The organism is Gammaproteobacteria bacterium (assembly GCA_035546635.1).
Taxonomy (GTDB): Bacteria; Pseudomonadota; Gammaproteobacteria; order JAURND01; family JAURND01; genus DASZWJ01.
The window spans coordinates 24,487-45,766 of the sequence record DASZWJ010000039.1; the positions used below are offsets into that span (position 1 = coordinate 24,487).

16 protein-coding genes and 1 other RNA gene are annotated in these 21,280 nt (G+C 40.5%); 12 read left to right on the top strand and 5 right to left on the bottom strand.

The window, feature by feature from the left end; translation table 11 throughout:
• Nucleotides 1-119: 119 nt before the first annotated feature.
• A complete protein-coding gene (locus VHE99_10870) occupies nucleotides 120-4,322 on the bottom strand; it encodes a hypothetical protein (GenBank protein ID HVV69510.1) in 4,203 nt (1,400 codons plus the stop codon).
• A gap of 481 nt (nucleotides 4,323-4,803) precedes the next feature.
• Here VHE99_10870 and VHE99_10875 point away from each other — a divergent pair, with 481 nt between their 5' ends.
• From VHE99_10875 to VHE99_10920, 10 genes are all read left to right on the top strand, one after another.
• On the top strand, nucleotides 4,804-5,145 hold the full coding sequence (locus VHE99_10875; GenBank protein ID HVV69511.1) for a 4a-hydroxytetrahydrobiopterin dehydratase: 342 nt from the start codon (nucleotides 4,804-4,806) through the stop codon (nucleotides 5,143-5,145).
• A gap of 126 nt (nucleotides 5,146-5,271) precedes the next feature.
• Nucleotides 5,272-6,687: a UDP-N-acetylmuramate--L-alanine ligase gene (murC, locus tag VHE99_10880; protein HVV69512.1), complete on the top strand. Its 1,416-nt coding sequence runs from the start codon at nucleotides 5,272-5,274 to the stop codon at nucleotides 6,685-6,687.
• A 21-nt stretch (nucleotides 6,688-6,708) separates the two neighbouring features.
• Entirely contained in the window at nucleotides 6,709-7,605 is an 897-nt protein-coding gene (gene murB, locus VHE99_10885; protein HVV69513.1) for a UDP-N-acetylmuramate dehydrogenase, read from the top strand.
• Between the two features lie 129 nt (nucleotides 7,606-7,734).
• Entirely contained in the window at nucleotides 7,735-8,850 is a 1,116-nt protein-coding gene (locus VHE99_10890) for a D-alanine--D-alanine ligase family protein (GenBank protein ID HVV69514.1), read from the top strand.
• A gap of 114 nt (nucleotides 8,851-8,964) precedes the next feature.
• Entirely contained in the window at nucleotides 8,965-9,597 is a 633-nt protein-coding gene (locus VHE99_10895; GenBank protein ID HVV69515.1) for an alpha/beta fold hydrolase, read from the top strand.
• A gap of 126 nt (nucleotides 9,598-9,723) precedes the next feature.
• Nucleotides 9,724-10,344 (top strand): hypothetical protein, encoded by a 621-nt coding sequence (locus tag VHE99_10900; GenBank protein HVV69516.1) that lies wholly within the window; start codon nucleotides 9,724-9,726, stop codon nucleotides 10,342-10,344.
• Between the two features lie 721 nt (nucleotides 10,345-11,065).
• On the top strand, nucleotides 11,066-11,929 hold the full coding sequence (locus VHE99_10905; protein ID HVV69517.1) for a DUF3050 domain-containing protein: 864 nt from the start codon (nucleotides 11,066-11,068) through the stop codon (nucleotides 11,927-11,929).
• Nucleotides 11,930-12,216: 287 nt separating this feature from the next.
• Nucleotides 12,217-12,575, top strand: a transfer-messenger RNA (tmRNA) gene (gene ssrA / locus VHE99_10910).
• 401 nt (nucleotides 12,576-12,976) lie between these two features.
• Nucleotides 12,977-13,219, top strand: a complete 243-nt coding sequence (locus VHE99_10915; protein HVV69518.1) for a type II toxin-antitoxin system prevent-host-death family antitoxin — start codon at nucleotides 12,977-12,979, stop codon at nucleotides 13,217-13,219.
• On the top strand, nucleotides 13,216-13,605 hold the full coding sequence (locus VHE99_10920) for a type II toxin-antitoxin system VapC family toxin (GenBank protein HVV69519.1): 390 nt from the start codon (nucleotides 13,216-13,218) through the stop codon (nucleotides 13,603-13,605). Before VHE99_10915 ends, VHE99_10920 begins: the two co-directional genes overlap by 4 nt.
• A gap of 90 nt (nucleotides 13,606-13,695) precedes the next feature.
• On the opposite strand, the gene VHE99_10925 is transcribed toward VHE99_10920, so the two are convergent.
• The 4 genes from VHE99_10925 to VHE99_10940 all read right to left on the bottom strand — a co-directional run bounded on the left by VHE99_10925 (nucleotide 13,696) and on the right by VHE99_10940 (nucleotide 18,922).
• The gene (locus VHE99_10925; GenBank protein HVV69520.1) at nucleotides 13,696-14,598 is read right to left on the bottom strand and encodes a tetratricopeptide repeat protein; all 903 of its coding nucleotides are present in this window, start codon (nucleotides 14,596-14,598) and stop codon (nucleotides 13,696-13,698) included.
• A gap of 195 nt (nucleotides 14,599-14,793) precedes the next feature.
• Nucleotides 14,794-17,082, bottom strand: a complete 2,289-nt coding sequence (locus tag VHE99_10930) for a hypothetical protein (GenBank protein ID HVV69521.1) — start codon at nucleotides 17,080-17,082, stop codon at nucleotides 14,794-14,796.
• 553 nt (nucleotides 17,083-17,635) lie between these two features.
• Nucleotides 17,636-18,112 (bottom strand): hypothetical protein, encoded by a 477-nt coding sequence (locus tag VHE99_10935; GenBank protein HVV69522.1) that lies wholly within the window; start codon nucleotides 18,110-18,112, stop codon nucleotides 17,636-17,638.
• Between the two features lie 213 nt (nucleotides 18,113-18,325).
• Nucleotides 18,326-18,922 carry a peptide deformylase gene (locus VHE99_10940; GenBank protein HVV69523.1) on the bottom strand — a complete coding sequence of 199 codons (597 nt, stop codon included), beginning with the start codon at nucleotides 18,920-18,922 and terminating at the stop codon, nucleotides 18,326-18,328.
• 268 nt (nucleotides 18,923-19,190) lie between these two features.
• Between VHE99_10940 and VHE99_10945 the strand changes: the two genes are divergently transcribed.
• Together VHE99_10945 and VHE99_10950 are read left to right on the top strand one after the other, a co-directional pair.
• The gene (locus VHE99_10945) at nucleotides 19,191-19,523 is read left to right on the top strand and encodes a tRNA-binding protein (protein ID HVV69524.1); all 333 of its coding nucleotides are present in this window, start codon (nucleotides 19,191-19,193) and stop codon (nucleotides 19,521-19,523) included.
• A 101-nt stretch (nucleotides 19,524-19,624) separates the two neighbouring features.
• Nucleotides 19,625-21,244, top strand: a complete 1,620-nt coding sequence (locus VHE99_10950; protein ID HVV69525.1) for an ABC-F family ATP-binding cassette domain-containing protein — start codon at nucleotides 19,625-19,627, stop codon at nucleotides 21,242-21,244.
• Nucleotides 21,245-21,280 lie beyond the last annotated feature (36 nt).

Below are 21,280 nucleotides of genomic sequence, written 5' to 3' on the forward strand. Positions count from 1 at the left end.
TTGCTCACCCACTATGTCATTCTGGCATCACTGACAAAGTGATATAGTCGATTAGTGGCTACAATAATCTTATGAAATTGTAAAGATTTTACTTTTAATCGTGAGCTAATTTTGTAAATTTATTTTCTTTTTGTTGGAGTTGAATTAGGGGTAACGTTTGTACTTGTACTTGTACTTGTACTTGTACTTGTACTCCCCTTCCCACTTCCACTTGGTGGAGATTTAGTGGGTGTACGAGGAGTGGTTATAACTGCAGAGGGTTTAGGAGTTTTAGCCCTTTTAATGTCTGCAGGTTTGCAGGCTACAGATATTAATTTTGCGGCTTTATTAACACCACTTTGCTGAGCTTCAATTGCAAATTGATATAGATCTTTTTTTGTTCGAGTTAATTGGGGTTCGCGTAATGTTCCATCTAAATAGCTAAATATTGCACTGGTTACTTTTTCATTGTGTTCTGTAATAGCGTATTTCAAAACTTCAATAATAAAATTAATCTGCTTTTTAGTCTGCATTTCATTTAGTTTTTCAAAGACTTTTGGAAAGTTGTCCGTTATGTAAAAAATGGCATTAAAAAGATCTACATGATCCTTAGTATACTCTTCAGTAACAGGTGCAGTGGGTAAACTAATGGATATCAATTGGCCATAGCTTGAGCTAATTGGATGTTTGACAACTCGTTGTTTATTCGTAGGGTCATCAGACGTTGCCTTTGTAATAACATAATGGGCTTTCACAGGCTCCCTGATCTCATCCAGAACAGTGAAGCTGGATTGAAAGGTCAGAAGAATTTTATCATAAGTTGTTACAAGAGCATCTAAAGATTTTAAAAGAAGAGGAGGTGTAGGGCATGTTTCGAGTTGTTCCTTTTCCTTTAGCCTTTCTTCCTCTCTTTCTATTTCTGCATAAAGTGACGTTGTTGTTGTTTCATCAAGCCTTTTTTCTGCAATGGATGGGACTTTTGATTTTATAGCCATATATATAGATTTGAAATGGTCGTAATTTTCAAAATCAATTATAGGGAGCCCCAATAATTGTAAGATATGATTGCTGCAATCATAAATAAGTGATTCAAAAGTTTCGGTTGACTTTTGTTTAGGGTCTTCAAAGAAATAAGTAGATACTATGTCTGGGTAGATTTGGAATATTTTAGAAGCTAAAGGTTTTACATTAACTTTTTCAAAAACAGGAGAGTGAACAAAATAATAAAATTGTTTTTTCCAGGAACCCTCTGGATTGGAAGGATCAGATGTTTTTTTAAAATCAGGCAAAACTAGGCTGGAGAGTAGTTCCTCTGGGGTGGGATATTTTTTCGGTGTTGGCTTTGGTTGTATGGTAATAAAGTGTGCAATAGCATCGGCGCCATGATCTAATGTGGTTGGAATGTTTTCACGTAGTGTCAATAACAAAGTTAGTATGTGAAATAGATTAATTTCTTGCGCATTGTATTCATAAACAGGATTGGTAAAGTTTCTCTTTATTGAATTAAATGCTTGCTTAAAATCAAGGTAGGAGTCAATCCTTGGTGGGTCATTAGCGACCATAGCTAATAGTTCATTGCAGCAATCAAACATGATAAGATGTATTTCTCTGGGGGAAGAACTTTTCACTTTTTTTTCTCGGACATTTAAAAAAGCAGTGAAAAATATTTCATAATCTTCAAACTTTGCTTTTGCATCAGGCAATATGTCAATTTTTGCTTGCTCACATTCGGATAAAAATTTAGCAAAATCCGCTTTCCATTTTTTTCTTGCTAAAGTTCCGTCTTGCATTTTCTTAATCGCTTTAAATTCAGCTGATAACTGCTGTTGTGCTTTATCAAGGTCTTTAAGTTGAACTAAATCAGAATAAGTTCTTGTGCGTGATGTTGATAAAACTTTAGAATCCGCTACCGCCTGATGAGATTCTAGTTTTAAGATGGTTCTTAAGTTTTGTCTGCTTTGTTCGAGAGTTGTCACGATCAAGTTTTGAGTCTGGATCAGAAGTTCAAATGTACGTTTCAGTTCTTTTATTTTCTCATAGTTTTCAGGCAATGGCACTTTAGATTTGTTTTTTTCTAAAAAATCTCCTATAGCCGCTTTTTTACTCTTAAATTCACTTTCGTTTTCTACATTATTTTTAGTTATTTTGAGTGTGATGTTCGCGGATTCGCATGCTGCAGATAAGTCAGTAAAACATTGAGATACAAATCCCGGCATGTTATCAACCTGATTTGTGTCTTTGGTTTCTTGCCAATGGCTTTCTGGGAGTTTTATGTTTTTAGCGTCTAATAGAGGATAAAGATATTCTGCTTCGCCCGGCCTTACAAATATTTCTAAGGTTTGTGGTAAAACATCTAGTTCGGCATTATTCCAGGCTTTCAAAAAGTTTATAAAATCATTATTCCAGTGAGCTGTAGATTGGGGTATCTGCATAAGAATATCGCTTTTTTCTACAATTTTTTCTAGTTCCGCAATGGTTGGGTAAGGTTTTGCGGATTGTTTTTTTTCCTTCTGTTCTTTAATTGGAGCTCTAAGTTTTAGATCAGGTGCGCGGCTACTAAAGCTGAGAGATTTGGGTGTCTGGAAAAGTGACCTTGGAGTTGAAGGGGCTGTTGCAGGTGAAGTGGTAGGGCTGATCAAACTGAATGTAGCACCATTGCGAGTCGATGCAAGTGGAGTAGCAGGTGATGCAGAGGGAGGGATGGGTGATTGTGGTAGCAAAGTTGTTGAGCCAAGGAGAGGGCTTAAAGTTGATTGTGAATCGCCATCTATAGTAATAGTAAGAGGTGGGGTGGGTTGCCTTGGAGTTAGAAGTTCTGAAGTAGAGGTTGATGAAGTGATTGAGCTGCTTGCGGGAGAAGGAGCGCTGGAAGATATTGTGATTTTATTTTCTATTTCTATATTTGAACCTAAAGGGGGATTTAGACTGTCACTTTGAGCAGGAGTGCTATTGCTAATTGTAATTGGAGTTGATGGCATGGTTGAAGAAGAAGAGCTTGCACTACTAGGTTGTGATGCTGGTTCAGTTGTTGGTTCTTTGAGTTTTGATTCTAAACTCGGCTGATTCTTATCTGGCTCTTGAGTGGGTTCGCTTTTGAGTGACGGGGTCGCTGGATCAGATATTTCTGTTGGTTTATTTTTTTTATCCTCATTAATAGATTTTTCTAAAAATAAATTGATTTGATCAATTGCTGCTATAGCAGCATCTATGTGTGACAATAATTCATCATATTGATTAGTTACATTGCCTGAATGTACTGCGTCTCTAATAGCCTGTAGGGTTAGAGTCGGATTTGGGTCGTCTAGTGTGGTTATAGTGAGTCCGCGTTTGCTGCAAAATGCATACAACTCAGTGAAAAAGAATGCAGCAATTCTACTGCGTAAATTTCTTAACTCTTTTAGAAAATTATCTCTCTCTTCTTCCTGCTTAGGGGGGAATTGTAAAGTTTCTCCAATAGTAATACTAAGATCTTTTAGTGTATTTTTTATTTGTTTAAGCTCAAAATCACTGGGATTAAAATTGATTAAAATAAGGTGTTTGTTAAGTATTTCTTCCATTTGGACGTAATAAGTAAACTTTATAACTGCGTATGAATTTGTTGATTTTTCGAAAAACATCTTAGCTGTTGATATTCTACCTAACAGTTGGGAAATATTTTCTGCTTTTGTAAAATCTGTATCTTCTGAGAAATTCCATCCATCGAATAGTTTTTCAGACAGACATTTTTTCAATAATGGGATCAGCATTCGCAATTGTTGAGCTTGAGTTTCCTCAATAACTTTGATATGACTTTCTGGACTTAAGGTTGTTAGGCATGAAGTAATAGCATTATTACGTTCTAAAATAGCTTCTAGCATTGAGTCTTTGGTAACTGTTATATCTTTCTTTAATCGTAGAAAGTTGCGATTTAGTTGTGAAAGCAATGTTACATATAAATTATGAATGTCTGTAATAATTTTTTTTGTGAGGTTATTATTTTTAATGTCTTTTGCGTTGAGTATTATCTTTAAATACTCTCTTGCCTCAGTTATTTCTGTTATTGGAACTTCTGGTTGATCTTTTAGGTAGTTTAGCTTCTGACATTTCGTAAGAAATGTCAGGTGTAATGAAGCTAGTTGCTCTTTGGTTGCTCTTAGAGTTTGAAAGGTTTTTGTTTTAGACTTTTGATCTTTTTTTGATGTTTCAATGGTTTCTTCTAGGGATGCAATTTGTGTTTGATAAGTTTTAAAATTTTCTAAAATAGACGAAAACTCTAAACTAATTTGATGGTCGGTTGTCGAGCTTGATGATTGAGGTGGAGCAGGGCGGGACGATGGTGGGGGATTTTTTTGTTTTTCTTCCATAAATAATTCCTCGGAGTTTAGTGTAAAATTTATTTTTGTTTATACTCTCTTGTTTATTTATATGTTACTTAAGTTTCTTTGAAAAATATGAGTCCTTATGGGTTGTTAAAAAAATTTACTTCATAAAAATTCCTTTAGCCATGTTGGAAGGAAATTTAAGACTTCAGTAAAATTTTTAGGTTAATCGATGCTGTTAGGCTGGAGTGCAGCCGAAATTGGCTTGTTGATGCCAGAGGGGATTTTAGGGTGTTTAGTACAGACATGAACTTTTCCTTTTAAAGGCAGATGGGTAAGGTGCGCTTACTCTGGTTTCTTATAAGTGTCTGCAAAGCTTGAGCGCAAGAGAGATGGAGATTGCTTCTGGCGCCTACGAAATTCGTTAAGCCTATCATTAATAAAATATTATGGCAATCATGTTTATATTGCTGGTACAGAGATATCCTTCTACACTTAAGTCATTTCACTTATTGGAGAAAAACAAATGGCGGATTTAACTCAGAAGAAATGTCTTCCCTGTGAAGGAGGTGTGGCGCCGTTGACGCTTTCGGAGGCTAACAATTTATTGGGGCAAGTGTTGGGCTGGCAGCTGGATAGCACAGGCCAAGTAATTTCCCGGGATTTTACTTTTAAGAATTTCTATCAGGTGATGGCTTTTGTGAATGCGGTTGCTTGGTTGGCGCATCAGGAAAATCATCATCCCGATCTTGAGGTGGGTTATCAGCATTGTTTGGTGCGCTATAGCACGCATGCGATTGGCGGGCTTTCGGAAAATGATTTTATCTGTGCCGCTAAAGTGAATGGGTTGTTTGGGGATAAGCCGTAGCAAAAGTCACAAAATTCGACAGGATTTTAAGTAAAATACCTACATTTTTCGGGGTGTTTTCATTTGTCTGCCCTCGTATCTCCCTGTACAATATACCTTTTTTGTACCATATTTCAGGGGATAATTGTGACCACATCTTTATTGGAAAATGTAAGGCATATCCACTTTGTGGGTATTGGCGGGGCAGGGATGGGAGGAATTGCCGAAGTATTATTACACCAAGGCTATATAATCAGCGGCTCGGACATGGGTAAAAATGCCATGGTGCAGCGGCTTTCCGGTCTTGGCGCTAAAATTTTTCCCGAGCATAAAGCACAAAATATCCTGGGGGCGGAAATAGTGGTGGTTTCTACCGCTATTGCTGAGGATAACCCTGAAGTCATTGCGGCGCGATTGGCGAATATTCCGGTGATTGCACGCGCGCAGATGCTGGCTGAGCTCATGCATAGCAAATATGGAATCGCTATTGCCGGCACCCACGGTAAAACTACCACCACGAGTTTAGTTGCCTCTATCTTAACCGAAGGTGGATTAGATCCGACTTTCGTCATCGGTGGTTTATTAAAAAGCGCCGGCGCCAATGCGCATTTAGGCACGAGTGAATATTTTGTCGCTGAAGCCGATGAGAGCGACGCTTCGTTTTTATTCTTACATCCTAAAATCACCATTGTGACCAATGTCGATGCCGATCACCTCGGAACTTATGGCGGGGATTTCGAATGCTTGTGCGATACGTTTATTCGATTTTTACATCAGCTGCCTGAAGATGGTTTGGCCATTGTCTGTATTGATGATCCGGTGATCCGGGAATTATTGCCGCGTATTACCCGGCCGGTAGTGACTTATGGTTTTGACAGTGCGGCAGAAATCCGCATTACGGATTTTGATCCGCAGGGTTTTCAGACGCATTTTAAAGTGCGTGATACGCACCATGGCGAGGAGGTGGTGGTTAGTCTGAATTTGCCAGGTGCGCATAATGTCTTAAATGCGACAGCAGCAATAGCGGTGGCTTTTCGATTAGGTATTTCGGGAGAGGCAGTTGCGCGTGCGTTGCAGAAATTCGCAGGCGTAGGTCGCAGAATGCAGATTTACGGTGAGCTACCAGTGGGCAAGGGTGGGGTGTTGGTGATTGATGATTATGGTCACCATCCGCGTGAAATCGCAGCGACTTGGGCGGCGATCCGTCAAGCCTGGCCGGAGCGACGTTTGGTGGTGGTGTATCAGCCGCACCGTTATACTCGCACCCGGGATTTGTTTACGGATTTTGTCAGTGTGTTGACCAAAGAGGTCGATAAATTGATTTTGCTGGACGTCTATTCTGCGGGAGAAACACCGATATCCGGCGCTGACGGTGCTGCGTTATTTTTGGCGATTCAATCACATACTGAAGGCGAGCCGGTATTTGTGCCGCATATGGATGATTTACCGGAAGTGCTTGCGCGAGAGCTGCGCGCTGGTGATGTGTTGTTGACGCAAGGCGCAGGCAGTGTCGGGGGGGTGGCGCCGAAATTGATGGCTAAGGAATTTCAGTTGGTAGCTTAGGATTTACTACAGGATCATTCCATGTCAGACCTACAACTCTCTCCAGCCTTGCGTGGCGTATTACTGAAAGATGAGCCACTAGCCGGCTACACTTCCTGGCACGTTGGCGGCAAGGCCAAGCGCTTTTACAAGCCTTTCGATCTGGCTGATCTTGCCGCGTTTCTACCGACATTACCCCCCACAGAAACTATCGTCTGGCTCGGTCTTGGCAGTAATGTCTTGATCCGTGACGGCGGCATTAACGGCACGGTGATTTTTACCCAAGGTTGTATAAAAGAACTGAGTTTGCAGACTCCGGAGACTATCCGTGCTGAAGCCGGCGTCACCTGCGCTAAATTAGCTAAATTCTGCGCCCGCCACCAATTAGCGCAAGGCGCTTTTTTTGCCGGCATTCCTGGAACGGTAGGCGGTGCTTTAGCCATGAATGCCGGTGCGTTTAATGGTGAGACCTGGTCATATGTGACTGCGGTGGAAACCATCGATAGAGAGGGAGTTATCCGTAAAAGGTTGAAACAGGATTTTGAAGTGGCCTACCGCGAAGTCAAACGTCCGGCCAATGAGTGGTTTGTCGCCGGCCATTTTCAATTTCCGCTGGGGGATGAACAACAAGCTAATCAGGCCATCCGCGAATTATTGCGCAAACGTGGAGATAGCCAGCCGATTGGCGAATTCAGTTGTGGCTCAGTATTTCGCAATCCACCCGGTGATTATGCGGGAAGGTTAATTGAATCTTGTGGTTTAAAGGGGAAAAAAATCGGCGGTGCGTGGGTGTCAACTAAGCATGCGAATTTTATTATTAATGGCGGTGAGGCAACAGCGGCTGACATTGAAAATTTAATTGAAAATGTGCAGCAAGTGGTAAAAGAGCAGACGGGGGTTAGTTTACAGCCAGAGTGCCATATGGTAGGAGAGCCATAGCTAGTTTAAAAATAGAAATGGAATAAATCAGAAAAAAAATATAACTCCAAATACTTGTATTTTTTTGGTATTTTTTAACTAGGGTCTATCGTCAATTAGCCCGCTACAGAACGCAAATTTGAGAAAAGTATGCCCCAAAAAAAACATATCGCTATATTATGCGGCGGCCAATCCGCCGAGCATGAAGTATCCATACAATCCGCTAAAAATATTATTCAGGCACTAGATGTCAATCGTTATCAGATTTCCACCATATTAATTACTTTGCAAGGAGAATGGTTGTTGCTTGATTCTCCCGCAGTAATCCTTAATAACCCGGATATGCAACCCTTGCCTACACCCGTCGCGGGGCAGCGTTTGGTATTTAATTTTGGCAGTGAACACCCTTTAACTGTGCAAGCATCACAAGCAGCATTGGCAGTGGATGTGATTTTTCCGGTATTGCATGGAGCGCATGGTGAAGATGGTACGCTGCAGGGTTTGTTGGAATTGGCGAATATTCCCTATGTCGGTGCAGGGACCTTAGGCTCCGCTGTGTGCATGGATAAGGAAGTGACTAAGCATTTATTAATGGCGGCAAATATTCCCGTGGCGCGTTGGCTAACGGTGCGGCAGTTGGATTTACCCAATCTTAATTATGATGAAGTGGTGGCGCAGCTGGGTTCTCCGTTATTTGTCAAACCGGCCAATACCGGGTCTTCAGTCGGTGTATCCAAAGTTAAAAACCGCGATGATTTTGCTAAAGCATTACAATTGGCGCAGCAATATGATCGGAAAATTATTATTGAAGAATTTATTCCCGGGCGCGAAATTGAGTGTGCGGTATTAGGTAATGAAGAACCCAAGGCGTCATTGCCTGGTGAGATTATTCCCAAGCATGAATTTTACAGCTATGAGGCAAAATACTTAGATCCTGATGGCGCCGAGTTAAAAATGCCTGCGAATTTGCCGGCCGCTGCCATCGCTAATATCCAAGATTTAGCTAAACGGGCATTTGTCGTGTTAGGCTGCTCTGGTATGGCGCGGGTGGATTTTTTCTTTATGCAAGATGGCCGCGCGGTGTTAAATGAAGCCAATACCATTCCTGGGTTTACACAAATTAGTATGTATCCGCAAATGTGGGTAGCGACAGGTATGACTTATAGTGGTTTGATTGATAAGCTGATTGAATTGGGATTGGAACGATTTGAGAAAGAGCGGGTATTGGTGCTGCAATCGGGGGTGGCGGCACGCAAGGGGCTTTGACTTCTTAGAAAAATATAAGTATCTACATGCAATCCTTCTCCCACAAGGGGAGAAGGATTTGCGTAGATTATTTAGAAAAAGAAATAATTCACAAATTAACACTGAGCGACTCCAATGCTTGTAACCTATTCTCCCATCATTATTCCAGGTCCCGCGGGACAGCTTGAAGCCTTAATTTCCGCCCCAGACACGCAAGAATCTACCGCAGTTGGTATCATCTGCCATCCCCACCCGTTATACGGCGGTGCCATGAACAATAAGGTCGTTACCACTATTGCCCGTACTTTCCACGAGTTAGGGTTGCACACAGTGCGTTTTAATTTTCGTGGTGTGGGGAAAAGTGAAGGCAGTTATGCAGAGGGCATAGGAGAAACGGAAGATTTACGCGCAGTCTCCGCCTGGGCGCGCAAGAATTACCCTAACCAACCTATCTGGTTGGCTGGGTTTTCGTTTGGCAGTTATGTGGCGATGCGGATTGCGGCAGCGGAGGAAGTGGCACAATTGATTACCATTGCGCCGGCAGTTAACCATGTAAACTTTGGGGATGCCGATCAGGTACGTTGCCCTTGGTTGCTGATTATGGGAGAGGCCGATGAAATCGTGCCGGTGGCGGATGTCAAAGCCTGGGTAAAAAAATTATCGGTGCCGGTAAGGTGCGTTTTTCTGCCTGGTGTGAGCCATTTTTTTCATGGTCATTTGGGACTTTTAAGTGAAGAATTGAAGCGGAATTTACCCAAGAGAAATTAGCGAATAGGTTTGTAAATTAAGAAAACTGTGATGCATTAGGCATCAAGCTTTATATCCACTCATGGCAGATAACATAGTGGTATAAAATTTCAGTTTCTTTTTTTTGCACTAATAAAGGTTAACGACATGACTGAAGAAAAAAAACTTGTAAGAAAACGAGCCGGTGAATTTTTTGCAGAGATAGAATATATTCGAGGAATTTTTGAGGACAATTGTAATTTGCCTGGACCAATCGCATCGACAATAAATCAATATTATATGTCCTCTGAAGGTTTAATGGCTTGTTGGGGAGACATATCAGATAAGATATTACACTTCAAGAGTATGTTACCAGTCAAGATTAGGTTCCAAGAAATGCCTCAATCTGCACAGGAGTGCCAGGCATTATTAAACGAATTTCAAAGCTTGATGAATGATAGAATTAAAGAGGACCAAGTAACATTGATGGTTTATCATTTTTATGCCTTGGCTTTGAAGTATTACCCGACACTCACTGCTGGCGGTGGCATTACCGATTCTTCGATTGCGACAATAGGAAACTCCATAATTATTTTTGGAGCTATACTTGCTCTAGCTCATTTTGCTATAACCACACGCGGGGAACAGGCATCAAACACGAAGCTCTTGAGTGATCTTCTCAATGATATAGCCTCTTTCCGTGAACTTCTTAAAGAGCGTGAGAAAAAAAGCGAAAATATCTCAACAAATAGCGACGATCCTCAAGATACTTGCGCTAAACTTTTCTGAAACGAAGGAGATGGTTTTAAGTTTGGGAAACTCGCGCGCTTTGCCTTTGCCCAGTCAAGGTAGTCAGGAGAATCATGGGTTTGCTAAAATTGATTTTCTTCAGCTTTATTTTTAAATGTGGGTAATTTTTTAAGCTTGTTCATAATATTTCCGCTTCGGAGCAGCCATGATTGTGGCTGGGCGCAGGGATTGCTACATTTAAAGAGTCTAGAAGTTGCGGGCATTGAATTAATTAAAGAAACCTTAAGCAGGTATTGCTTTCAAAAAATATTCAGCAGATAATAGCATTTGCCCATTTTTTATAAATAGGCGCAACCCCCATGTGGTTCAGACCCACAGAGGGGGGTCACTTCCCGATAAACCTAACTAGGAGGTTCATCAGACAAATGTTATTTTACACTATGACGCACACGCGTCGCATTCCTTTTTGTACCCTTTTCCCTTTTTTAAAAGCCAACTTTTGCCCTGGCCGCTGTCTGCCTGCGGCAAAACCACGCTGCCCCTTGAGTCAACCCTCAACGCCTGATGTCTTCGGGAGGCGAGGTGGCAGGTTGCGGGTTTTAAGAAAAACGGTTTTAGGTGCAATAGGCGGGGTAAACTGACCGAGGGTGGATTGATCGCGGGGCGTAACGCCCTCTAAAGCAATACGCCTCGCTGTCGGTCTTCATTCCTCGCCAGTTTACCCCTCTAGCTGATTTATTCAGAAGAGGGATACACGCGCATGTCATTATCAAATATTCTCACGATCACCCAACCGCTAGTTGACAAAATTCAAGAGCACCCGACGTTCAGCGCCATTACTTCCCTTGAGCGCTTACGCCGCTTTGCACAGATCCATGTATTTGCCGTTTACGACTTTATGGCATTGTTGCAAGCACTACAGCGCAGTCTCACCGGCAACTCACTGTTATGGTTACCTCCCATAGATCACCTGGGCTGTCATTTGATTCACACCATGCTAGCAGAAGAAGAAAGCGATTTTTTGCCGGATGGCCGCTGCTTGAGCCACTTCGAACTTTATTTGGACGCCATGCAGTGTTGCGGCGCCGATGCACAAAGCATCACCACTTTTATTAACTCCGTACAACATAATGCCGATTTATCTCAGCTGCTCACCCAAGATGATATACCCAATCCGGCTAAACGCTTTCTAACGGACACATTTGACATCATCGATGGAGACAGTCATATGATTGCGAGCGCGTTTGCCTTTGGGCGCGAGCATATCACCTCGCCTATGTTTACGCAGATTCTGCAGCAACTCACCTCCTTGACTATTGATGAACGGTATTCACTTCAACCATTTATCTATTATTTCCAGCGCCATATTGATTTAGATGGCGGCAAGCATAGCCAGCAGTCGAAAACCCTGCTCGCCAATTTATGTGGAACCGATGAAAATAAATGGGACGAAGCAGCGGGAGCCGCTTTTTTCTCTCTCAAAAGCCGGCTGCAATTGTTAGATGGTATTTATACTTATATGACCGTTTGGATTTATTTGATGCACCTATTTCTTTTAAAAGAAGAAATGTGTGCCTCGGATAGCTGCTGTTGCAAAGCCTGTGTTCTCAATATCAAATTGTAGAATTTTATCTCCTTGATGAATCTGGTAGTTTTTTAATGCTGGACATGAACGGTAAAGAAATTTGGCTGATCGTGCACACTGCCGGCGATATTGAAATATTTTATGAATTAGCAACAGGTGAGCCAGATTATCTCAAAGGGAGGGGACGAGAGATTTGCATGGAAAACCAAAGGATACCTTCAAGGGGGCATTTCTATTGAGTTTTTATGGGGACACTCACTGAGTTCCGACCCTTTTAAAAATTAGCCTGGAGATGTTCGCCGTTTTCCTCTATAATTAGAGTAGAAGGGGGCGACATGGTTTCGACGTGAATTGCAAAGCCTGAAAGAGCGTGTCGAGTAGGTAGCTTCACTCGTTAAAATGAGTTACAAACTATAGTCGCAAACGACGAAAACTTCGCAGTCGCCGCTTAATAACCGGCGTTGTGCCGTTGACTGGACTTGCTTATGAGTCCTTTCCCAACGGTCATTTTTCATAAGATCGCAGCTTAAGGCGCTTTCATTTAAGCTGTTAAAACTTAGAAAGCTCGTGGTTTGTTGTCCTGCCCATCGGATAGCAAATTGTTAAATTCAAAGATGCGGCTACACATGTAGAACCGAAGGTAGAGGATTTGCGGACGCGAGTTCGATTCTCGCCGCCTCCACCAAGTTTAAATCCAACAACGTCCCCCTCAAGGCCAAATCTCTAATAAAAACAAGGGATTTGGCCTTTTTTTTGTCCTAGGAAATCCAACTGAATCTATTGATGGCCAGCTATTTTTGGGGGCAAGATTGGGGGCAACTGACTTGATAGGAGGAAATTTCTGGACAACTATTGGTGGTTATAGACAGGCTTCTCTATTATTAGTCTAAAAGAAACTTAAATAGGTTTAAATATGAAAAATGATCTAACTATCTTTGAAGGTTACCAAATCAGGCGCTTGTATAATGAAAAAACAGAAACCTGGCTCTTTTCAGTTATTGGCGTCCAGATAAAACTTAATTATTGACAACCTATGATATATGAACTAAACTTAGTTTAGTTGAAATGTTTCAGGGCGAGATTTTTATGATTACTGTCAATACACACCAAGCAAAAACCCAACTGTCTTATTTATTGGCACAAATCGAGCAACATAATGAGATAGTTCGAGTGTGTCGTCATGGTAAGCCTATCGCTGATATCGTGCCTATTAAAAAATCACAAATTGATCCGTTGAAACAACATGCTATTCTACAAGGCGTTAAAATACACTATGATCCTGCTACCCCCCTCACTGAAGATGAGTGGCCTATTGAGGATGGCATGTGATATTGCTTGATACTTGTACGTTCCTTTGGTTGGTGACTCAACAAGACAGCCTTAGTCAAAAAGTGCGCCAAGAAATCAGTGATAATGCCAATGCATTATTTATTTCGTCTATCAGCGCTTTTGAAATTGGAATAAAAGTAAGTAAAAAATTGATAGAGTTGCCTTTGCCTCCCCAAGAATGGTTAAGCAAAGCTTTCTATTTACATGGCTTAACCGAATTACCCATAGACAGTGAAATTGCGGTGTATGCCACGCAATTACCCCCCATTCACAGAGATCCTGCTGACCGCCTAATCATAGCTACGGCTCATAAACATCATTTGACCATTTTAACACCAGACCAACACATCAGTTCTTACCCTCAGGCAAAAACAAGTTGGTGTTGATAATATACGCCGGAACATCGATTAAGGCCTTGAAAACATTTTAATATTCTTTGATAGGGTGTTTTAGTGTTCTCATATTTACGGCGGTATTTAGCTTAATTTTATTTTATCAGGTAGCGCTTTATCTACGACATATTCTGCAATAGTTGAATTCAACTGTGGAACAGCCAATAGTCCAAAACGGTTAAGAATATTCGCCAGCTTCTCCTTTTCTTGTTTATATGCTTCGTAAGATTTACCCATCTTTTTTTCAAAAAAATGTTTAGCATCCTGATGGTTTGGCTGTTTTTCTAATATAGCTAAACTAATGGAGATAACTTCTTCATCAGTTCCAAGTTTATGTAGAACTTGTAATGCATAGGTTTGTTTAGGGTTATATTTTAGTGCAAGCCGCGCATCCTGCAAGGCCAAGTCGCCTTCTTCTAAAAAAACATATACATTACATCGAATATTATAGAAAAGTCCCTCTTCAGGATTAATTTCTATGGCTTTAGTAAAGTCTTGTAGCGCATCATAATATTGCAGCAAGTCGAAATATACTTTGCCTCGGCCATAATAAATTGTTGCATCTATAGTATTTAAAGATAATGCATGAGTATACGTCAATAGCGCGTTATGGTAATTAGATCTGCATAAATTTGGGTCACCATAGAGAGCTAAAGCTAAATACCCATCGCCTATGTGTCTGTGGTGCCTGGATTGTTCAAGTTGCGATAGTGTGGTATTTTTTAAAGATTTTCTATGTTCTTCTATGCTTTGTTCTGCTTTTTTCATTTTGTGGAGATCCATTTTTCTACTGGAAATCTGTGCGTAGAAAAGCTTTTCTCTCATTTTTATGCCTAATCTATGTTTATGATCTATGCGTAAAAGTTTGTTTATATTTAAGATGGCTTTAGGAATTTTTCCTTGTTCTTCATGGTGTATGGCTTGTTTGTAACATTCAAGGGGATCCTCAGTTTGAGATTTATTCGTGGTTTTTTTTTCTATCGACATTATTTTTATTCCTAAAGTTTAACAGCCATATTTGGCGTTATGTTTAACTCCTTCTCCCATTTCGTTGAGGATTCCCTTCGGTCACAGACGGAAGAAAAGAGTTAAAAATTTATGCAACAACGCCACCTTGTCTTGCAACTTTTCACACTTTACAGTAGGTGAAAGTAGTTGCAATCAAATTTGTGCTCATGACCTTTAAGATATAGCCAAAATTAAATTGTTCTTAGAGGCTTCTAGCTCAGAACCATCCCGTTCTAAAGGAGGGATCAATTTAATATTAATACTTGGCTCCGAATACCTGCGCTGAAACATTGCCGGTCCAGTACTAGATGCGATTGCAGAAAGAGACAAGCTGCGCTTTTCTCTGCTGGGTAAAAGAATTAATTTATCTTTAGCTTCAGGAACCTCAGGTGGTTCGGACAGAACTAAAGAATTTTCTTTAGCTTCTTTTTTTTCTTTAACAGTTGTTTCCTGGAAATTATCTGTCAAAAATACCGGATTATCTGTTTTCGATAATATATTACTTTCATCCAAAAAAGTGAATTCTGCTACATGCTGGATATCAGTAAATGATTTAGAACGTTCTATATCAAAAGCAGCCTTCTTGTCTTGTAAATCTTTCGGTTTTTCTTCTATGAAAATATGTTTAGCAATATCTTTATTATCTGTTAAAGCTTCAGGTTTGCTCTGAAGCAATACTTGAGAAATAAGCCGTCGTTCTTCGGCTGGTTTCTGCGAGAAAGGAGCTGCAGATAGTTTTTGTCCCGGAATTAATCCATTGAATAGACCGGAATCATATAAAAAACTCAAACGTGAATCACGACTGTCGCTAGATGATCCCGTGCCATACCAGGCTCGATAAGGTCCTTCTCCTTTAAGAAAACGCAGAGCTTCTTGCTGAATGGTGGCTAGATCATGTTTGCTTATTTCTAAGAGATTTTTTATGAATAATTCAGTAGTTTTTCTGCTTTGAATTTTTAAAATGCTACGTTCACCTAAGTAAGCATAAGCAGCACTCAATGCTTTAACGAGTGGTGATTTGGCTTTTAAAGTTTCAGAAAGTGGGAGTGCTTTGGCTGCAGCTAATTTTTCATGAAGCGACGCTTGAAATACTGTATCAAATTTATAACGCAGCAAAGGTTTGGCAGTTATCATGCCAATTTGAGGATCCGCATGATGCTCTATGCAGGTTTTCACCAGTGACGTATCTTCTGCTTTAACAGCACAAAGTAATGCTAAATTTGGATCTGCACCAAGCTGTAAACATTTTCTTATTGCAGATCGATTTTGCTCTTTGAAGGCATGAAGTAATGCTAAATTTGGATCTGCGCCCTTTTCGATTAGTAGCGCTATGCCAGGTTCAAAATTTCCTTTTATCGCTAGACTAAGCGGTGTTGCCCCATTAATGATAATATTGGGGTCAGCGTCATGATCTAATAGTGTTTTTAAGCTATTTAAACTTTTATAGCCAATAGCTATGCTCAATGGAGCGAGTTTAATTTTTTCCCTATTATTTTTATAAGGAAACTTATCCTCGGTGACCAAATTGACTTTGGCTCCCAATTGTATGAGTACCTCCATCGCTTGGATATTGTCGGAAGTAGCAACAAGCAGTAATGGCGTCCAACCTCCTTTATCAGGTAAATTGATATGAGTTACTTCTGTTTTGATTTTTTGAGGATTGATCTTGGCTAAATATTCTGGAGCATATTTAGCTAAGGCATGCAGACCCCAACCATCCAAAACATATTGCGGGTTCTGCATTAAAAGTCGCTGGTAATGTTTAAAAGATGGGGGGAAGTTAACCTTTTTTCCAACAGTTTTTTTATCTAAGGCACCAGAGGGCAGGTCGGATTCCAGTGAATCTGAAAGTGAAGAACCTTTTTTGTCTGGTGTTTCTGATAAAGTTGTTTCAGGTTTGATCCCTAACTTACAATATTCAAACGTAATATCTGCCCCTAATATATTTTTTATTTCCTTAAGTAGATCTTTCATGCCTGCTTTTGTGTCCTTAAATATTTTAGCTTTATTATCTGCATAGTTAGGATCATAAAAAGACCATTCTTGGGTTTTTGGATTATAACTCAATTCGCAAGCATGCGGTGTAAAACCTGAACTTGATAATAAACATATATTCTCTTCTAGCGCTTTTTTTGTCGCAGGCTGACTTAAATCATCTGCAGATAAAATACCATGGCCTGTTGCTACATAGGTTTTATTTGGTATCAGAGTTTTCTTGCCATCTGATAGTTCAAAATTCCCATTTTTACGGAATGCATCAATCTGTATTGGTGGACTTAGATAAGGAACTAGAACTTGAGAAGAGTGATTTAAAAAAATATAATTGATAGCTCGATTGAAAACAGTTTCAAGACTGATTGAAGCGGGTTCTTTTTTATCTTTACTTGCGAGTTCGGCGCCCTTTAGAACATATTGGCGTTCAAGCGATTGTGGGCGTTCATCCCAGGCGGTGATTTTTGCCAATACATCTTCCCACCATTCCAGCTTGCCGGTTGTACGCATCGCGCCGCGGCAAAGAGAAAAACCAAAACATAAGCCAGATACGCGTGGATTGGTTTCTAATTCTTTAGCCAGTCTAAGACTTTCCGAATTTTTTTGAAGTTTTAAAAATGTTATAAATTTCTTTATTAATACAGTTTGCGCCACTACCAACCCAACCTAAAATTACATTAAATTATCATTTTTCTATGGTAACTGATTTAGATTAAGTGAATATTAAATAAAAATTATCGAAAGTCTAGCAATGACGGCCACAGGACACTTAAATGTCATTTAATTAAAATGGTTATAAATGTAACCGGTTGATACCTAGCCTGTGGCTGGGAGTAGGCTAATACAAGACCCGCAAGGGGAATCTACCTGTCTTGGGATATATGCTGGTTTTCTTGCCGCTAGCATTTGTTACACTATAGAGGTTATTTATGTGTTGCCAATGCTGAAACTCTTCCAGTTTAAATAACTGGCTTTGTCGTTTCATAGCCTTAAAGTAACAAAAATGCAATAAATGTTTTGTATATTAGAAATCGCAAGTAACCGTTTCGTAATACTTAATATTATTTACAGCAGATTCAAGTGCCTTTAACGCGCTTTTATCACGGTTACGACGATTAACATAGTCTTTTAAAGTTGCAACTTTAAGTGATTCTAAATCTTCTTCGAAACTTTCTTTTGTGTGCTTAGGGACAGTGAATTCACCTAATTGTTTTGAATAATTTTTAATTTTTTTTAAATTTTCATCAAGAACCTCGTCATTATTTCCATAATTAAGCAATTTTTGTATTTTGTTGAGACATAGCTTGATTTTTGTCCATAATTCACTGATAGTTTTCTCTGATTGTTTACTCTCTTGTGTTGATGTTTTCTCATGCTGTTTCAAATGATCTTCAATGAATGTAAATTTTTTCCAGGCGGGATCAAACTGTATTTTTGGTTTTGTATCAGAAAGCTCGCTGGTACTGTAAGAGTTAAGTAATCGATGATATTCTTCGCTCATAGTATTCATTACCTCTGTAAATATAAAATTATTATCATTTGCTTATAGAAGCAGCTTCTTACATCAAATCAGAAGAAGTCAAATTATTATGAAAGATATCTCTAGAATATTAAGGAAATATTAGTTTTTGAAAAGTTTAGCTGAGGCGCTCGGCACTAAACAAAAAATACTGTCATTGGCGTGCAAGTGGGGACAAATTGGATTGATAAGGCACTACTTAATCCCAAGCTCCTGACAAGCTTGCTTAATAGTCTTATCTTTCCAATAGCGAGCATAATTATCCATAGTCATTAAGCTGCGCGAAGATGGCATGCGGTCGATGTATAAATTCCCCTGCAAGTGATCGATCTCATGCTGTAATATGCGAGCATACCAGCCGCGGGCTTTGATGGTGATGGGTTGGGCATGTTCGTTTAAGCAAGTGACGGTTACGGCGCGAGCGCGGGGTGTTAATCCGATCAATCCAGCCATACTTAGGCATGCTTCAAAAAATTCGGCGGGTGCTGATTCTTCTTCCAGCATGAGTTTGGGGTTGATAATGACATGAAAGGGTACGGGAACGCGTTCGCGTTCTGCCACAAATTCAGGGGGTAAGTTTTGGGTATATTCCGGGCGGTCTTCAATGACGGCTAGTTGTAGTGGTTCACCGATCTGTGGTGCGGCTAAGCCAACGCCGGGGGCATCACGTAAGGTATTTTGCATGAGAAGGATTAATGTCTGAACATAGGGACTGGTGATTTCTTCAGGAGTGAGTTCGCGTGCCCTTTGGCGTAACACGGGTTCGCCGGTTTGCAGGATTTTTAGTTTCATAATGCGGGTCTTGATGGGTTTAAAGGTTGAAGTATCGGGTTGATAAAGAATACGAAGGTGGAAAATCTTGGATATTCTAGTAATGTATTGGACTATTAGCAATTGCGGGTTGGTAAGTTTGTAGATGATCTTTGGCTTAAGAGAGGGAAGCAGCATATAATCAGTCTTCTAAAGACGCCACCACATGCACGTCGTGCCGGGACGACGTGCATTTTTTAATTTTCGCGCCAGCGAGTAGTTACGTAATTTTTAAACCAGGAAAGTAAAGATGATTATCCCCTATGAAACTTTTGAAAAAATCGATATGCGATCTGGAACTGTGGTCAAAGTTGAAGCTTTTCCTCGTGCCAGAAAACCCGCTTTTAAAATCTGGGTTGATTTTGGTGAGCTGGGTGTGAAAAAAACTTCTGCGCAAGTAACTGCGCGTTATACCCTCGAGTCTTTGCTGGGCAAACAGGTGGTGGGTTGTGTCAATCTGACTCCTAAGAATGTCGCTGGTTTTACATCGGAATTTTTATTATTGGGTGTGGCGGATGAAGATGATGCGATTTGTTTGCTGAGTTTTGATTGTAGCGTTCCTAATGGAAAGCGGGTTATGTAAATTCCGTGACTTTTTCCCTTCTTTCACAAGGGGAGAAGGGAAAAAGTCACGGTTATGAAGAAAATGTGATTCATCTTCACTTAGTAAAGGGTATTAAAACCATGCTAGATATACGTGATTTAAGCTTAAATTTTGGGCAAAGAATATTATTTAAAGATGTAGACCTGATGTTGCTGCCTAACCAACGTTACGGTGTGGTGGGGCCCAATGGTGCAGGCAAATCGACTTTTTTGCGCCTCTTGGCCGGCGAAGAAACGCCTAATGAGGGTACGGTAGATAAACCGAAAACAATGACGGTGGGGATTCTCAAGCAGGATCATTTTCTCTATGAACATGATCGTGTGGTCGATGTGGTCATCAAAGGCAATACTGAATTATGGGCGGCGCAAGTGGAAAAAGAACACCTTCTACATAAACCCCATTTGACCGAAGAAGATGGCTACCGCTTGGGGACGCTTGAGGAAATTATTTTGCATCATGAAGGCTATGATGCTGAAGCTGTGGCACAACGGCTTTTGGTCGGTCTTGGTATTTCCGAAAAATACCATTTTGGTCCGCTGAATGCCTTATCAGGTGGCTATAAATTACGGGTATTGTTGGCGCAGGTGTTATTTCAGAAGCCGGATATCATGTTGCTGGACGAACCGACTAACCATTTAGATATTGTGTCCATTGATTGGCTGGAAGATTTTTTAATCCAGGAGTTTAAAGGATTGCTGGTGTTTGTCTCACATGATCGGGAATTTCTGAATAATCTGTCTACACATATTCTGGATGTCGATTATAAAACCATTACCGAATACCCAGGTAATTATGATTATTTTCTCAAAGCCAAGGAAGAAACTTTACGTTTGTTGCAACAGGAATTGCAACACAAAGAAAAACAAATTGCCCACCTACAAAGCTTTGTCGATCGTTTCCGAGCATCTGCCAATCGTTCTCGCCAGGCACAATCGCGTCTTAAAATGATTGAGCGCATTGAATTACCTGATATCAAAGACTCAGAGATTATGAAGCCATTTTTTCGTCTGCAGCCAGAGAAGCCCTCAGGTAAAACGGTGTTAAAAGTTGAACATATTGGCAAACAATTCGATGAGCGCGTATTGTTGAAAGATATTGCTTTCAGTTTGCAACGAGGAGATAAATGCGCTGTGATTGGCGCCAATGGCATTGGTAAATCGACGTTGTTAAAAATTTTGTTGCAAGAAGTGAAAGCCGATCACGGTCATTATGAATGGAGTGAAACGGTAAAGGTAGGTTATTTTGCGCAGGATTATCGTGTGCAGTTGCCGAAAGAGGTGACGGTGTGGGAATGGCTGGAAAATCGAGTGAATGCGCCTTCTCAGGAAATCAGAAATGTTTTAGGGCAGGTGTTGTTTCGTGGACAGGATGTGGAAAAGAAAATTGCCGTTTTGAGCGGTGGAGAATCTGCACGCTTGGTGCTGGCAAGTTTAATTTTACAGAAAAATAATGTGCTGGTGCTGGATGAACCGACGAATCATTTGGATATGGAATCGATTGAAGCCTTGATGGAGGCCTTGCATAAGTTTCCGGGTGCGGTGTTATTTGTCAGCCATAATCGTTATTTTATCGATCATGTGGCAACACGGGTGATTGCGTTAACTGAAAAAGGCGGAGTGCGGAATTATTTAGGAAATTATCATGATTATCTGGCGCAATATGGCAAGGATTATCTGGCGCGGATCGGAAGTCCGCGTTAATAAATTTGCTGCTTTCGACTCCCCCCTCTTTGAAAA